This is a genomic window from Pseudomonas sp. S150 (assembly GCF_004526365.1).
Taxonomy (GTDB): Bacteria; Pseudomonadota; Gammaproteobacteria; order Pseudomonadales; family Pseudomonadaceae; genus Aquipseudomonas; species Aquipseudomonas putida_A.
The window spans coordinates 2,613,757-2,630,225 of the sequence record NZ_CP038207.1 but is presented as its reverse complement, the minus strand read 5'-3'; the positions used below and the strand labels follow the sequence as shown (position 1 = coordinate 2,630,225).

Sequence of the window (16,469 nt, the reverse complement as noted above, 5' to 3'; positions counted from 1 at the left end):
AGGCTGCTCAATCTTCTAAATCACAATAGCTCAAGGCTATGGACATTGTGGCGAGGGAGCTTGCTCCCGCTGGGCTGCGAAGCAGCCCAATACCATCCACCGTGTTGCATCAGGCACAACCAGGTTGCAGGATTTACGGCGGCTTCGCCACCGAGCGGGAGCAAGCTCCCTCGCCACAACTGCGCTCTGGCCTTAGCGCTTCTGGGTCAGGGCGCGGCGTTCGAATTCGACGATGCGCTGACGGTAGTGCTCGATAGTCTGTGCGGTCAGCACGCTGCGCTGGTCGTCTTTCAGCTCGCCGTTCAGTTCCTGCGACAGCTTGCGTGCTGCCGCCACCATCACGTCGAAGGCCTGCTTCGGATGACGCGGGCCTGGCAGGCCGAGGAAGAAGCTCACCGCCGGGGTGCTGAAATGGTCGATGTCGTCCAGATCGAAGATGCCCGGCTTGACCGCATTGGCCATGGAGAACAGCACTTCACCGTTGCCGGCCATGCTTTCGTGGCGGTGGAAAATATCCATCTCGCCAAAACGCAGACCGCTTTCGAGAATGTTCTGCAGCAGGGCCGGGCCTTTGAAGCCGGCGGCGTCGCGGCAGATCACGCTGATCACCAGGACTTCTTCGGCTTGCGGCTGATCCTTGTCGGCCACCGCTGGCGCAGGCTTGCTGTCGTCGACGAAGTCATCATCACGGCTGCTGAAGCTCGGACCGCCGTCCAGATCCAGATCGAGGTTCAGGTCGCCCTGGGCCGGACCATTGCTGCCGCGCTTGCCACGTTTCGAACCGGATTCGCGAGGCTCGCGTGCTTCGCGGGCCGGCATGCTCACCGACGGCAGATCGTGTTCGTCCAGTTGCGGCTCTTTGTGCGTATCCAGCACGCGGGCCGGGCCCAACAGCTCGGCGCTGGTGTCCTCGTCCGGCAGGTTGGACAGACTTCGGTCAAGACGGAATTTCAGTTTTCCCTTGCCGCCGCGCATACGGCGCCAGCCATCGAAAAGAATACCGGCTATCACAATGATGCCGATGACGATCAGCCACTCGCGCAGACCGATTTCCATGTAATCCCGTGCCTCTATAAAAAATGCTGAAAAATAAGGGGTTTACATTGTGCAAACCGCTTTAAAACGTGGCGCCAACTCTATGTTCTGACAGGCGTTTTGCCCACGTATACGAAAAATTGACATTAAACTAGCACGACCAAAGACAACTTTACACCGTCTGTCACATTGGCTTGCGCGAATATGTCGATTGGCCAGCAAGTCGAAGTCGGTAAAAAAGTCCTACAGACTACTCATACCCTTCCGACACCACGCTGACTCAGGCGTCCACCATCGCCATCGCCTCCTCGACATCCACTGCAACCAGTCGCGAACAACCCGGCTCGTGCATCGTCACACCCATCAGTTGATCGGCCATTTCCATGGCGATCTTGTTGTGGGTGATATAGATGAACTGCACGGTCTGCGACATCTCTTTAACCAATCGTGCGTAGCGTCCAACGTTAGCGTCATCCAGTGGCGCGTCAACTTCATCGAGCATGCAGAACGGCGCCGGATTCAATTTGAAGATCGCAAAAACCAGTGCCAGCGCGGTCAGGGCTTTTTCCCCGCCGGAGAGCAAATGGATGGTGCTGTTCTTCTTTCCTGGCGGCCGCGCCATGATCGTCACCCCTGTATCGAGTAGATCTTCGCCCGTCAGTTCCAAATACGCGCTGCCACCACCGAAAACTTTCGGGAAAAGCGCCTGTAATCCGCCATTGATCTGATCAAAGGTATCCTTGAAGCGGTTACGGGTTTCCTTGTCGATCTTGCGAATGACGTTTTCCAGGGTCTCCAATGCCTCGACCAGATCGGCGTCCTGCGCATCCAGATAACGTTTACGCTCGGATTGTTGCGTGTATTCGTCGATGGCCGCGAGGTTGATCGCACCCAGGCGCTGAATCCGCGCATTGATTCGTTCGAGTTCTTCTTCGGCGGCGCGTTCACTGGCCTCAGGCGTCAAGGTCGCGAGCACGCCATTGAGATCGTAGCCGTCTTCGAGCAATTGATCCTGCAACGCCTTGCGCCGCACGGTCAGCGCTTGCCATTCCATGCGCTGCTGTTCGAGCTGGCCACGGATCAGTTGCGATTGCTGCTCGGCCTGGGTCCGGCGCTTTTCCGCCTCGCGCAATTCGCGGTCGGCGTCTTCCAGCGCAATCTGCGCAGTCTTCAGTTCTTCGTCGACGGTCATGCGTTTGTCGAGCAGCTCTTCGAGTTTCAGGCGCAGCTCTTCCAGCGGTGCCTCGCCCTCCTCCAGATTCAGACTCAACTGTTCGCGTTTTTCGGTCAGGCGCTCGGCCTGCATCTCCAGACGTTCCAACGCCTGACGCGTGGAATCGTGCTGCGCGCGCAACGAGCCGAGACGCACCGCCAGTTGATGGGCGTGATCCTTGTGCTGGCGGGCTTCCTGGCGCACGCGATCAAGGCGTTCTCGCAGGCTGTCACGCTGAGCCAGCAGCAACTCGCGCTGCTCGGTATCCAGCGCCATGGCGTCGAGCGCTTCCTGCAATTGCATGCGCGCTTCGCCGATCTGCTCGTGTTCCAGTTCGCGTTGCTCGCCGAGTTCGATCAGCTCCTCATCGAGTCGGGTGCGGCGCAGCGTCAGCTGTTCAGCCTTGGCTTTACCGGCGGACAACTGGGCTTTCAATTCACCTTGGGAGCGGGCTTCGTCCTGCAGCAAACGGCGCAAGTGTTCGCGGCCGTTTTCCTGCTGCCGCTGTTGCGCCCGCAGGGTTTGCAGACGGGTTTCCATGGCTTCGACCGTGGCTTCGCGCTCTTCGCGTTCGACCTGCAGCGTCTCGATTTCCTGGCCACGGGCAAGCATGCCGCTCTCGGCTTCACTGGCGCGACGCACCCGCAGGAAGTGTCGACCAACCCAGTAACCGTCGCGACTGATCAGGCTCTGCCCGGCACTCAACTGGCCGCGCAGGGCCAACGCCTGTTCAAGGCTGTCGACCGGTTTGACCTGGCCGAGCCACGGCGACAGATCGATCTGCGCCTCGACTTTATCCAGCAGGCTGCCCGCCACTCGCACACCATCGCTGGCGGGGCTGAGCAGGCGCAGATCGCCTTGGGTGAAACCGGACAGATCGAAGCCGTTGAAGTCGTCCACCAGCACCGCTTGCAGATCGGCGCCGAGCACGGTTTCCACCGCCAGCTCCCAACCGGCCTCGACCTTCAAGCCTTCGGCGAGACGCGGCCGTTCGGCGAGGTTGTGTTCCTTCAGCCATTCGGCGGTGCCGGTGCCCGGGTCGAGCGCGGCTTGCTGCAAGGCTTCCAGCGACGCCAGTCGCCCGTTGAGGCGCTGCAAATCGCCCTGCGCCTGCTGCTGCGCGGTCAGTGCCTGCTGCAATTCCTGACGCAGTTGTTCCAGTTTTTCGACCTGCGCTTCTTCGCTGGTCTGCAAATCTTCGAGGGTCGCCTCGGATTCGGCGAGCTGCTCGTTGAGCGCCATGATCGCCGCGTCTTCCGGGTCGGCGGAAAGCAGATCGCGCTCTTCGGCGAGACGCTTTTGCCGATCGGCAAGACGCTCCATGCTGGTTTCCAGCTGCTGGATCCGTGACTGCTGCACCTCAGCCTGACGCCGTGGTTCGGCGGCGGTCAGGTTGAAGGTGTCCCACTGCTCTTGCCAGCCGTGCATGGTCAGCTCGGCTTCTTCCAGCGCAGCGGCGGCTTCTTCGGCAGCGGCGCTGGTGACTTCCTGCTCGGGGGTGAGCATGTCCAGCTCTTCGCCGAGGGTCAGCAGCAGCGTGCGGTCGTGGCCCAGGTGCGATTCGGTTTCCAGACGCGCGCGCTCGGCTTCTTTCAGATCGTCCTGCAACTGGCGCAAGCGCTGCTGGCCGTGCTGGATGCTCTGCTCGACCCGGGCGATGTCGCCGCCGACCGAATAGAAGCGGCCCTGCACCAGATTGAAGCGCTCGGACAGTTCATGGTGCCCGTCGCGCAGCCGCTCGATAGCCGCATCGGCATTGCGCTGCTCGGCGACCAGCGCTTCGAAACTGACTTCCTGGGTGCCGATGATCGACTCGCGCTGGCCGACCTGATCGTTCAGATCCTGCCAGCGCAGGGCCGACAGTTGCGCCTTGAGCTGGCGCTCTTCGCTCTTGTATTCCTGATACTTCTTGGCGGACTCGGCCTGCCGGTGCAAGCGTTCGAGCTGGCGCTCGAGTTCTTCACGCAGGTCGGTCAGACGCGCAAGGTTTTCGTGGGTGCGGCGGATGCGGTTTTCGGTTTCGCGCCGACGCTCCTTGTACTTGGAGATGCCCGCCGCCTCTTCGATGAAGTTGCGCAGGTCTTCCGGTTTGGCTTCGATCAGCTTGGAGATCATCCCCTGCTCGATGATCGAGTAGCTGCGCGGGCCGAGGCCGGTGCCGAGGAAGATGTCGGTAATGTCGCGACGACGGCACTTGGCGCCGTTGAGGAAATAGCTGTTCTGGCTGTCGCGGGTGACTTTGCGGCGAATGGAGATCTCGGCGTAAGCCGCGTACTCGCCGACCAGGGTGCCGTCGGAGTTGTCGAACACCAGTTCGATGCTCGCCTGGCTCACCGGTTTGCGGCTGGTCGAGCCGTTGAAGATGACGTCGGTCATCGACTCGCCACGCAGGTTCTTCGCCGAACTCTCGCCCATCACCCAGCGTACGGCGTCGATAATGTTCGACTTGCCGCAACCGTTCGGCCCGACGACCGCCGCCATGTTACTGGGGAAGTTCACCGTGGTCGGGTCGACGAAGGACTTGAACCCCGCCAGTTTGATGCACTTCAGCCGCACGCTCAGGCAACCGTCAGGGCGGAGACCACCAGATCGCAGCTGCGCTGGGCGTAAGCCGTCAGCACGATGCGGATCTGCGGCAAATCACGGGCGAGCACAGCGGCCAGCAGGCGTTCGAACAGTTCGAGAAACTCGCTCATTTCGGCCTTGCGCTGTTCGAGGGCGAGGAAATAGGCACGGCTCATGGCCGGCTGCAGGTTCTCGACGGTCTCTTGCAGGTACGGGTTGTTGGCAAACGGGTACGCAGCGCGCATCACGGCGAAGCTGTCGTCGACGAAGGTGCGGATGTCCTGACGCTCGTAGCTGGCGGTCAGGCGCTGCTGGATCTGCACGAACGGCGCCATGTCGGCCTGGATCTGCCAGCCATTGGCGACCGCATTGCCGAGCAGGATGTACAGCTCGCTCATCAGCGTGCACAGGCTCTGCACCTTGTGCGCGGTGAGTTCGGTGACATGGGCGCCACGTCGCGGCAGGATCGCGATCAGGTGACGGCGTTCGAGGATCAGCAGGGCTTCGCGGACCGATCCGCGGCTGACATTGAGGGCCAGCGTGACCTTCTGTTCCTGAATGCGCTCTCCCGGCTTCATTTCGCCGCGAATGATGCGTTCGGCGAGGTGGTGAGCAATTTGCTCGGCGAGGCTGTCCGGCGCCTTGAACGTCATGGTTGTCCTTCAAACTCTTCGATCTGCACAAGCGGCGCAGTGTAGCGCAAATGCAGGTGCATGGCGGAGTGCCCGCACGGCGCTTTTTGGCACGATTCAAGCAAAAAAGCAGTGGATCCGCTCAGGGTCAATACTCAATAGAGCACGCGTTAATCGACAAAACCGTTTTTCCTGACCTTTAAGTCAGAAAACCATTGACCGAAAAGTCAGACCTGCTAAATTCGGCTCAAGTCGGTTAACAACAATAATGAGTCTGCGAGGCCTTCCGTGATCCAGTTTTTACTTAACCAGGAACTCCGTAGCGAGCACGCCCTGGACCCGAATCTGACCGTGCTCAATTACCTGCGCGAACACGTGGGCAAATCCGGCACCAAAGAAGGCTGCGCCAGCGGCGACTGTGGCGCCTGCACCGTAGTGGTCGGCGAGTTGCAAACGGATGACGCCGGCCGCGAACACATTCGCTATCGCAGCCTCAACTCGTGCCTGACCTTTGTTTCGTCGCTGCACGGCAAACAACTGATCAGCGTCGAAGACCTCAAGCACCAGGGCGAACTGCACAGCGTGCAGAAAGCCATGGTCGAGTGCCACGGCTCACAGTGCGGCTTCTGCACCCCCGGTTTCGTCATGTCGCTGTTCGCCCTGCAAAAGAACAGCGATGCACCGGATCAGGCCAAGGCGCACGAAGCGCTGGCCGGCAACCTCTGCCGCTGCACCGGCTACCGGCCGATCCTCGCCGCCGCCGAGCAATCCTGCTGTGGCAAGCAACCGGACCAGTTCGATGCCCGCGAAGCCGAAACCATCGCCCGCCTCAAAGCCATTGCCCCGACCGATATCGGCGAACTCAACAGCGGCGACAAGCGCTGCCTGGTGCCGCTGACCGTCGCCGATCTGGCCGATCTGTATGACGCTTACCCACAAGCGCGGCTGCTGGCCGGCGGCACCGATCTGGCGCTGGAAGTCACCCAGTTCCATCGCACCCTGCCGGTGATGATCTACGTCGGCAACGTCGCCGAAATGAAGCGCATCGAAACCTTCGACGACCGTATCGAAATCGGCGCCGCCACCGCCCTCTCCGACTGCTACGAAGCGCTGACTGCCGAGTACCCGGACTTCGGCGAACTGCTGCACCGCTTCGCCTCGCTGCAGATCCGCAACCAAGGCACCCTCGGCGGCAACATCGGCAACGCCTCGCCGATCGGTGACTCGCCACCGCTGCTGATCGCCCTCGGCGCGCAAGTGGTGCTGTGCAAAGGCGAAACCCGGCGCACGCTGAACCTGGAAGATTACTTCATCGACTACAAGGTCACCGCCCGTCAGGAAAGCGAGTTCATCGAGAAAATCATCGTCCCGCGTGCCACCGCCGAACAGCGCTTCCGCGCCTACAAAGTCTCCAAGCGTCTGGACGATGACATCTCCGCCGTCTGCGCCGCGTTCAACCTGCGCGTGGAAAACGGCGTGATCACCGACGCGCGCATGGCATTCGGCGGCATGGCCGCGATCCCGAAACGCGCCGCCCACTGCGAAGCCGTACTGCTCGGTCAGCCGTTCAAAAACGCCGTGATCGAACGCGCCTGCGCCGCACTGGCCGAAGACTTCACGCCGCTCTCGGACTTCCGCGCCAGCAAGGAATATCGCCTGCTCAGTGCACAGAACCTGCTGCGCAAATACTTCATCGAACTGCAAACACCGCACATCGAGACTCGGGTGACCGCTTATGTCTAACCATCACGCCGTAGAGAAGACTCAAGCCGAACTGGCGGAACTGTTCGCCAAGGACCTGACCACCGGCGTCGGCCGCAGCGTCAAGCACGACAGCGCCGCCAAGCATGTGTCCGGTGAAGCGCAGTACATCGATGATCGTCTGGAATTCCCCAATCAGCTGCACGTGTACGCACGGCTGTCGGACCGCGCCCACGCGAAAATCATCAGCATCGACACCAACCCCTGCTACGCCTTCGAAGGCGTGCGCATTGCGATCACCCACGAAGACGTGCCGGGCCTGAAAGACATCGGCCCGCTGCTGCCGGGCGATCCGCTGCTGGCCATCGATGACGTGCAGTTCGTCGGGCAACCGGTGCTGGCCGTGGCCGCGAAAGACCTGGAAACCGCACGCAAAGCGGCGATGGCGGCGATCATCGAGTACGAAGATCTCGAGCCGGTGCTGGATGTGGTCGAAGCCCTGCGCAAACGCCACTTCGTGCTCGACAGCCACACCCATCAGCGCGGCGATTCGGCTTCGGCCCTGGCCACCGCCGAACACCGCATTCAGGGCACGCTGCACATCGGCGGCCAGGAACACTTTTATCTGGAAACCCAGATCTCCTCGGTAATGCCCACCGAAGACGGCGGCATGATCGTCTACTGCTCGACGCAGAACCCCACTGAAGTGCAGAAGCTGGTGGCCGAAGTGCTCGACGTGTCGATGAACAAGATCGTCGTCGACATGCGCCGCATGGGCGGTGGTTTCGGCGGCAAGGAAACCCAGGCCGCCAGCCCGGCGTGCCTGTGCGCGGTGATCGCGCACCTCACCGGGCAGCCGACCAAGATGCGCCTGCCACGGGTCGAAGACATGCTGATGACCGGCAAGCGCCACCCGTTCTATGTCGAGTACGACGTTGGCTTCGACAGCAGCGGGCGCCTGCACGGCATCGCCATGGACCTGGCCGGCAACTGCGGCTGTTCGCCGGACCTGTCGGCGTCGATCGTTGACCGGGCGATGTTCCACTCGGACAACTCGTACTACCTCGGGGACGCGACCATCAATGGTCACCGCTGCAAGACCAACACCGCGTCGAACACTGCCTACCGTGGTTTCGGCGGCCCGCAAGGGATGGTCGCCATCGAAGAAGTGATGGACGCGATTGCCCGTCACCTCAACCTCGATCCGCTGGCGGTGCGCAAGGCCAACTACTACGGCAAGACCGAGCGCAACGTCACCCACTACTACCAGACCGTCGAGCACAACATGCTCGAGGAAATGACCGCCGAACTGGAAGAAAGCAGCCAGTACGCCGAGCGCCGCGAAGCGATCCGTCGCTACAACGCCAACAGCCCGATCCTGAAAAAAGGCCTGGCGCTGACCCCGGTGAAATTCGGCATTTCCTTCACCGCCAGTTTCCTCAATCAGGCCGGCGCGCTGATCCACGTCTACACCGACGGCAGCATCCACCTGAACCACGGCGGCACGGAAATGGGCCAGGGCCTCAACACCAAAGTCGCGCAGGTGGTGGCCGAAGTGTTCCAGGTGGAAATGGATCGGGTGCAGATCACCGCGACCAACACCGACAAAGTGCCGAACACCTCGCCGACTGCGGCCTCCAGCGGCGCTGACCTCAACGGCAAGGCCGCGCAGAACGCCGCCGAGATCATCAAGCAGCGTCTGGTGGAATTCGCCGCGCGGCACTACAAGGTCAGCGAAGAAGACGTGGAATTCCACAACGGCCATGTGCGCGTGCGTGACCACATCATGACCTTCGAAGCGCTGATCCAACTGGCGTATTTCAATCAGGTCTCGCTGTCGAGCACCGGCTTCTACAAGACCCCGAAAATCTACTACGACCGCAGCCAGGCCCGTGGTCGGCCGTTCTACTACTTCGCCTTTGGCGCGGCGTGCTGCGAAGTGATCGTCGACACCCTGACCGGCGAGTACAAGATGCTGCGTACCGACATCCTCCACGACGTCGGCGCCTCGCTGAACCCGGCGATCGACATCGGTCAGGTCGAGGGCGGTTTCGTCCAGGGCATGGGCTGGCTGACCATGGAGGAGCTGGTCTGGAACAACAAGGGCAAGCTGATGACCAACGGCCCGGCCAGCTACAAGATCCCGGCCGTGGCAGACATGCCGCTGGACCTGCGGGTGAAACTGGTGGAAAACCGCAAGAACCCGGAAGACACGGTGTTCCATTCCAAGGCTGTGGGTGAGCCGCCGTTCATGCTCGGGATTGCCGCGTGGTGCGCGATCAAGGACGCGGTGGCGAGCCTCGGTGACTATAAGCATCAGCCGCAGATCGATGCGCCTGCGACCCCGGAGCGGGTGTTGTGGGGCTGTGAGCAGATGCGCCAGCTCAAGACGGTGAAAGCGGTCGAAGCTGAAACCGAGTTGGCTCCGCTCTAGGACCGAGGTGCGGCTATCGCGAGCAGGCTCACTCCTACAGGGGAACGCATTCCAAATGTAGGAGCGAGCTTGCTCGCGAATAGGCGCGAACAGACAACGATGTTGTAGGGGTGACATATGTACAATTGGATCGACGCCCTCGCCGACCTGCAGAACCAGGGCGAACCCTGTGTTCTGGTGACGATCATTGAAGAACTCGGCTCGACCCCGCGCAACGCCGGCTCGAAGATGGTCGTCAGCGCGAAACAGACCTTCGACACCATCGGTGGCGGGCATCTGGAATACAAAGCCATGCAGATCGCCCGCGAGATGCTCGCCAGCGGCAAGCAGGACACCCATCTGGAGCGCTTCAGCCTCGGCGCCAGCCTCGGCCAGTGCTGCGGTGGCGCCACCGTGTTGCTGTTCGAACCGATGGGCCAGGTGCAGGCGCAGATCGCTGTGTTCGGCGCCGGGCATGTCGGCCGCGCGCTGGTACCGTTGCTCGCCAGCCTGCCGTGCCGGGTGCGCTGGATCGATTCGCGGGAAGAGGAATTCCCCGAACAGATCCCCCACGGCGTGCGTAAAATCGTCGCCGAAGAGCCTGTGGATGAAATCGACGACCTGCCCGCCGGCAGCTACTGCATCGTCATGACCCACAACCATCAGCTCGACCTGGAACTCACTGCCGCGATCCTCAAGCGCAACGACTTCGCTTACTTCGGCCTGATCGGTTCGAAGACCAAACGGGCCAAGTTCGAACATCGCCTGCGTGATCGCGGTTTCGACAGCGGCGTCGTGCAACGCATGCGCTGCCCGATGGGCATTGGCGAAGTCAAAGGCAAACTGCCTGTGGAAATCGCCATCTCCATCGCCGGCGAAATCATCGCCACCTATAACGCCAATTTCGGCCAGCACAGCGCCAGCGCCGAACCGATTGCCAGACTGCTGCCGGTTTCGCGGCGCAGTCAGGCCGCCAAACTCAAAGCCTCAAACTGATTAGAGAACCCTCATGCCTCTGACTCGCAAAGCCTACCGCGCCGCCATCCTGCACAGCATCGCCGACCCCGCCGAAGTCGGGATCGAAGCCTCCTACGAATATTTCGAGGACGGCCTGCTGGTGGTCGATGGCGGCAAGATCAGCGCCCTCGGCCACGCCAGCGAACTGCTGCCGACCCTGCCGGCGGACATCGAGATCACCCACTATCAGGACGCGCTGATCACCCCGGGCTTCATCGACACCCACATCCACCTGCCGCAAACCGGCATGGTCGGGGCCTACGGCGAGCAACTGCTGGATTGGCTCAACACCTACACCTTCCCGTGCGAAAGCCAGTTCGGTGACAAGGCCCACGCCGACGACGTGGCCGATATATTCATCAAGGAACTGCTGCGCAACGGCACCACCACCGCGCTGGTATTCGGCAGCGTGCACCCGCAGTCGGTGAACTCATTCTTCGAGGCGGCCGAGAAGCTCGACCTGCGGATGATCGCCGGCAAGGTGATGATGGACCGCAACGCGCCGGACTATCTGACCGACACCGCCGAATCGAGCTACGTCGAGAGCAAGGCGCTGATCGAACGCTGGCACGGCAAGGGCCGCCTGCACTACGCGGTCACCCCGCGCTTTGCGCCGACCAGCACCCCGGAGCAACTGACCCTCGCCGGCCAACTGCTGACCGAATACCCGGATCTGTACATGCAGACCCACATCAGCGAGAACCTCAAGGAAATCGAGTGGGTCAAGGAACTGTTCCCGGAGCGCAAGGGCTATCTGGACGTTTACGATCACTACCAACTGCTCGGCGAGCGCTCGGTGTTCGCCCACGGCGTGCACCTGTGTGACGACGAATGCGCGCGACTGGCAGAAACCGGCTCGGCAATCTCGTTCTGCCCGACCTCGAACTTCTTCCTCGGCAGCGGCCTGTTCAACCTGCCGATGGCCGAGAAGCACAAGCTCAACGTCGGTCTCGGCACTGACGTCGGCGGCGGCACCAGTTTCTCGCTGCTGCAAACCCTGAACGAAGCCTACAAAGTCATGCAACTGCAGGGCGCGCGGTTGAGCCCGTTCAAGTCGCTGTACCTGGCGACCCTGGGCGGTGCGCGGGCACTGCGTCTGGAAGACAAGATCGGCAACCTGCAACCGGGTTCAGACGCCGACTTCCTGGTGCTGGATTACAACGCCACGCCACTGCTCAGCTATCGCCTGAAACAGGCCAACAACATTGCCGAGACGTTGTTTGTGCTGATGACACTGGGGGATGACCGCACGGTGCAGCAGACGTATGCGGCGGGGGCTTTGGTGCATCAGCGCTGAGTTTTCCCGAGGCATAAAAAATCCCCCGGCGGTGTTAGCCCCGGGGGATTTTTGTTGCCTATCAGACCGTATTCGCGAGCAAGCCCGCTCCCACAGGGGATCTCAGTCGATGCCAAATTTTATATTCACTGAAGATCCAATGTGGGAGCGGGCTTGCTCGCGAAGGCCGCGACTCGGTGTCAGCTCAAAGCTTGGCCGCCGGGCGCCCAGTTTTTTTGGTCTGCAACAGATGCGAGAACACTGCATGCAAATCATCCGACGCACTTTCCTCATCGAGGTTGAGCTTGCTGTCGATGTGGTCCATGTGATGCATCATCAGGTCCACCGCCAACTCACCGTTGCGCGCTTCGATGGCGTCGATCAACTGAGTGTGCTCGTCGTAGGAGCAATGCGAGCGGTTGCCGCTTTCATACTGGGCGATGATCAGCGAGGTCTGCGAGACCAGACTGCGCTGGAAGCTGATCAGTGGCGCGTTCTTCGCCGCTTCGGCCAGTTTCAGATGGAATTCGCCCGACAGACGGATACCGGCGCCGCGATCGCCACGGGAGAAACTGTCGCGCTCGTCGTTGACCATCTGACGCAGTTCGGCGATCTGCTCGGCGGTGGCGTGCTGCACGGCCAGTTCGGTGATCGCGCGCTCCACCAGACGGCGGGCCATGAACACCTGACGCGCTTCTTCAACGCTCGGGCTGGCGACGACCGCGCCACGGTTCGGCCGCAACAGCACCACGCCTTCATGGGCCAGACGCGACAGCGCGCGGCGAATGATGGTGCGGCTGACCCCGAAGATTTCCCCCAGCGCTTCTTCGCTCAATTTTGTGCCGGGCGCCAGACGCTGTTCGAGGATGGCCTCGAAGATATGCGCATAGACAATATCGTCCTGGGTTCCGCTGCGGCCGGCTTTGCCTGCTCGCGGTTGTTTCTTGAGGGGTTGCAACTGTTCGTTCATGGGCACTCGAGTCGGGAGAACTGCGGCGAATAGACCGTGACTGTAATACGGCACAGTAGGTCGCTGGCAAGTATCGCGTAAAAAACAGCGCGATTGTACACAATGGATGGTGGCAACACGACTGTATGGCTGTTTGTGACCACGGCTGTATTGCAACGATCCGTTACGATTGAGTTTAGGCTTGATCGCATAATCCGCAGCCAGAACACAACTCTCCTGTGGGAGCGGGCTTGCTCGCGAGGGCGGTGTGTCAGGCGACATCTGCTTTTACTGGCCCAGCGCTTTCGCGAGCAAGCCCGCTCCCCCAGGGATTCATGGGTAATTGCGGGGATCTTCATCTGTATAAGGAACACCGCCGTCATGAACGACGCCACCTACACCCGCCTGCGCCCTCTCGCCGACACTTCGCCCTCAGCGATCGTTGCCGGGTTCATTGCAATGATGACCGGCTACACCAGTTCGCTGGTGCTGATGTTCCAGGCCGGGCAAGCGGCGGGTTTGAGCAGCGGGCAGATTTCCTCGTGGATCTGGGCGATCTCGATCGGTATGGCGGTGTGCTCGATCGGCCTGTCGCTGCGCTATCGCACGCCAATCACCATCGCCTGGTCGACGCCCGGCGCGGCGTTGTTGATCACCAGCCTCGGTGGCGTCAGCTACGGCGAGGCCATCGGTGCCTACATCACCTGCGCAGTACTGGTGACGATTTGCGGCCTGACCGGCAGCTTCGAACGCTTGGTGAAGAAGATCCCGGCGTCGCTGGCGGCAGCGTTGCTGGCGGGGATTCTGTTCAAGATCGGCAGCGAAATCTTCGTCGCCGCGCAACACCGCACCGGGCTGGTGCTGGGGATGTTCTTCACTTATCTGCTGGTCAAACGCCTGTCACCGCGTTACGCGGTACTGGCTGCGCTACTGATCGGCACTGCGCTGTCAGGTTTCATGGGTCTGCTGGATTTCAGCGGTTTCCATCTGGAACTGGCGACGCCAGTCTGGACCACCCCGCACTTCTCGCTGGCCGCGACCATCAGCATCGGCATTCCGTTGTTCGTGGTGGCGATGACTTCGCAGAACATGCCCGGCATCGCCGTACTGCGCGCCGACGGCTACAACGTGCCGGCCTCGCCGCTGATCACCACCACCGGCATCGCCTCGCTGTTGCTGGCGCCATTCGGCTCCCACGGCATCAACCTCGCGGCGATCAGCGCGGCGATCTGTACCGGGCCGCACGCCCATGAGGATCGCAACAAACGCTACACCGCCGCCGTCTGGTGCGGGATTTTTTACGGGATTGCCGGCGTATTCGGCGCTACGTTGGCGGCGCTGTTTGCCGCGTTGCCAAAAGAACTGGTGCTGTCGATTGCCGCGCTGGCGCTGTTCGGCTCGATCATCAATGGCCTGAGCATCGCCATGACCGAGGTCAAGGAACGCGAGGCGGCGCTGATCACCTTCATGGTCACGGCGTCGGGGCTGACGCTGTTTTCCATCGGCTCGGCGTTCTGGGGGATTGTCGCGGGGGTACTGACCTTGCTGATCCTCAATTGGCGCAAAACCCAGGCATAAAAAAACGGCGACCCTCAGGTCGCCGTTTTTTTCAGTATCACTTGGCCGCGTTGATCGGCTTTTCCGGATACCAGACGTCCAGCAGCGGGCTGACGGTCATGCTGGTCAGTTCGCTACGGTTTTTCAGCCAGGCTTCAACGGCAGCGCGCTGCTCTTCGTTGACCGAGCCACGCTTCTGCAGGCAAACCAGACCGAAGTCATCGCCGCCAACATAACCCAGACCGTTGGCTTCCATGGCTTCTTTGATGAATGCTTCGAGGAAAGCGTCAATGGCTTCTTCGGACAAGTCTTCTTTGAAGTCCAGGTTCAGTTCGAAACCCAGCTCTTGGAATTCATCAACGCACAGTTTTTTGCGCAGACGCTGGGAACGGTTAGTCGCCATTGGAACAATCCTCTTAAGTAATAACGGCCGGTACTTTACCAGTTTAAGCGGTCAATTGCCCGACTCTCTGGGTACGGTGGCCGACCGCCTGTAAAAAAAATAACGAAATGGCCGCCCCGGGCAAGGCACAAGCTGTTACACCTTGGGGCATAATGCCGACACTTTCATGACCACTGAGGGCTTTTTCATCCATGCCCTCGTTATTTTTCCCCTCTTCTGCAGGGTTTTATTTCATATGATCAAATCGTTGCGTCCTCTCTTTCTCGCCGGCCTTCTTCTGCCCCTGGCCCTGCCGGTTGCCGCTGCCACTATCAATACCGCCCTCACCCCTAACGTCGAAAAAGCCCTCAAGGCCAGCAAGCTGCAGCCGACCGCGCTGTCGCTGGTGATGATTCCGCTCGACGGCCCGGGCAATCCGACCGTGTATAACGCCGACGTCTCGGTCAACCCGGCCTCGACCATGAAACTGGTCACCACCTACGCCTCGCTGGAAATGCTCGGCCCCAACCATCAGTGGAAAACCGAGTTCTACACCGATGGCGATCTGAGCGGCGGCATCCTCAACGGCAACCTGTACCTCAAGGGTGGCGGCGATCCGAAGCTGAACATGGAAAAACTCTGGCTGCTGATGCGCGACCTGCGCGCCAACGGCGTGACCCAGGTCACCGGCGATCTGATCCTCGACCGCAGCTTCTTCATCCAGCCGCAACTGCCCGAGTTCAACGACGACGGCAATGACGAGAACAAGCCGTTCCTGGTCAAACCCGACTCGCTGCTGGTCAACCTCAAGGCCCTGCGCTTCGTCGCGCGCAATGACGGGGGCCGAGTACTGATCTCGGTGGAGCCGCCGATTGCCAGCGTGCGCATCGAAAACACGGTCAAGGCGCTCAACTCCAAGCAGTGCACCGGTGGCGTTCGCTACAACCCGGTAACCCAGGCTGACGGCAGCGTGACCGTGACCGTCGCCGGTCAATTGGGCGAAGGCTGCAGCTCGCAGACTTATCTGTCGCTGCTTGACCACGCGACCTACACCGCCGGTGCCGTGCGCGCGATCTGGAAAGAACTGGGCGGCAGCATCCAGGGCAAGGATCGCCTCGCCGCGACCCCGAGCAGCGCCAAGCTGCTGGCCCGCGCGTACTCACCGGATCTGGCGGAAATCATCCGCGACATCAACAAATACAGTAACAACACCATGGCTCAGCAGCTGTTCCTGAGCCTCGGTCAGAAGTACCGCAACGAAGCCGACGGTGATGACGCCAAGGCTGCGCAACGCGTGGTTCGCCAGTGGCTGGCGAAGAAAGGCATCACCGCGCCGCACCTGGTGATGGAGAACGGCTCCGGGCTGTCGCGCGCCGAACGCGTCAGCGCCCGCGAGATGGCCAACATGCTGCAAGCCGCCTGGCACAGCCCGTACGCCGCCGAGTACATCAGCTCGCTGCCGATTGCCGGCACCGACGGCACCATGCGCAAACGCCTGAAGACCACCGCGATGCGCGGCGAGGCCCACGTCAAGACCGGCACCCTGAACACCGTGCGCGCCATCGCCGGCTTCAGCCGCGACGTCAACGGCAACACCTGGGCGGTGGTGGCGATCCTCAACGACAAGGCCACGTTCGGCGCGTCGTCGGTGCTGGATCAGGTGCTGCTGGATCTGTACAAGCAGCCGCGCCTGCCGCAGACCGCTTCGGCCCTGTAAAAACACAGCCGC

11 protein-coding genes are annotated in these 16,469 nt (G+C 61.3%); 6 read left to right on the top strand and 5 right to left on the bottom strand.

The features are described from left to right. Positions 1-192 precede the first annotated feature (192 nt). The 3 genes from zipA to E3Z29_RS12155 form a co-directional block, all read right to left on the bottom strand. On the bottom strand, positions 193-1,056 hold the full coding sequence (gene zipA / locus E3Z29_RS12165) for a cell division protein ZipA (RefSeq protein WP_027613270.1): 864 nt from the start codon (positions 1,054-1,056) through the stop codon (positions 193-195). Between the two features lie 259 nt (positions 1,057-1,315). Then, positions 1,316-4,804 carry a chromosome segregation protein SMC gene (gene smc, locus E3Z29_RS12160; protein ID WP_098967970.1) on the bottom strand — a complete coding sequence of 1,163 codons (3,489 nt, stop codon included), beginning with the start codon at positions 4,802-4,804 and terminating at the stop codon, positions 1,316-1,318. Positions 4,805-4,806: 2 nt separating this feature from the next. Further along, positions 4,807-5,466, bottom strand: coding sequence for a GntR family transcriptional regulator (locus tag E3Z29_RS12155; protein WP_134785863.1), 660 nt, complete (start codon positions 5,464-5,466; stop codon positions 4,807-4,809). 267 nt (positions 5,467-5,733) lie between these two features. Here E3Z29_RS12155 and xdhA point away from each other — a divergent pair, with 267 nt between their 5' ends. From xdhA to guaD, 4 genes are all read left to right on the top strand, one after another. Beyond that, a complete protein-coding gene (xdhA, locus tag E3Z29_RS12150) occupies positions 5,734-7,188 on the top strand; it encodes a xanthine dehydrogenase small subunit (RefSeq protein WP_134785862.1) in 1,455 nt (484 codons plus the stop codon). After that, a complete protein-coding gene (gene xdhB, locus E3Z29_RS12145) occupies positions 7,181-9,580 on the top strand; it encodes a xanthine dehydrogenase molybdopterin binding subunit (protein ID WP_134785861.1) in 2,400 nt (799 codons plus the stop codon). Before xdhA ends, xdhB begins: the two co-directional genes overlap by 8 nt. 117 nt (positions 9,581-9,697) lie before the next feature. Then, positions 9,698-10,555 carry a xanthine dehydrogenase accessory protein XdhC gene (xdhC, locus tag E3Z29_RS12140; RefSeq protein WP_027613274.1) on the top strand — a complete coding sequence of 286 codons (858 nt, stop codon included), beginning with the start codon at positions 9,698-9,700 and terminating at the stop codon, positions 10,553-10,555. A gap of 13 nt (positions 10,556-10,568) precedes the next feature. After that, the gene (gene guaD, locus E3Z29_RS12135; protein ID WP_041067772.1) at positions 10,569-11,873 is read left to right on the top strand and encodes a guanine deaminase; all 1,305 of its coding nucleotides are present in this window, start codon (positions 10,569-10,571) and stop codon (positions 11,871-11,873) included. A 184-nt stretch (positions 11,874-12,057) separates the two neighbouring features. Here the strand turns inward: guaD and E3Z29_RS12130 are convergent, their stop codons facing one another. Beyond that, complete coding sequence (locus E3Z29_RS12130) at positions 12,058-12,822, bottom strand: GntR family transcriptional regulator (RefSeq protein ID WP_027613276.1); 765 nt, start codon at positions 12,820-12,822, stop codon at positions 12,058-12,060. Between the two features lie 360 nt (positions 12,823-13,182). On the opposite strand from E3Z29_RS12130, the gene E3Z29_RS12120 reads away from it, so the two are divergent. Next, positions 13,183-14,379 carry a benzoate/H(+) symporter BenE family transporter gene (locus E3Z29_RS12120; protein WP_134785859.1) on the top strand — a complete coding sequence of 399 codons (1,197 nt, stop codon included), beginning with the start codon at positions 13,183-13,185 and terminating at the stop codon, positions 14,377-14,379. Between the two features lie 37 nt (positions 14,380-14,416). On the opposite strand, the gene E3Z29_RS12115 is transcribed toward E3Z29_RS12120, so the two are convergent. Further along, a complete protein-coding gene (locus E3Z29_RS12115; protein ID WP_134785858.1) occupies positions 14,417-14,761 on the bottom strand; it encodes a YggL family protein in 345 nt (114 codons plus the stop codon). Between the two features lie 235 nt (positions 14,762-14,996). Here E3Z29_RS12115 and dacB point away from each other — a divergent pair, with 235 nt between their 5' ends. Further along, the gene (dacB, locus tag E3Z29_RS12110; RefSeq protein WP_134785857.1) at positions 14,997-16,457 is read left to right on the top strand and encodes a D-alanyl-D-alanine carboxypeptidase/D-alanyl-D-alanine-endopeptidase; all 1,461 of its coding nucleotides are present in this window, start codon (positions 14,997-14,999) and stop codon (positions 16,455-16,457) included. The last annotated feature ends 12 nt before the right edge of the window (positions 16,458-16,469 follow it).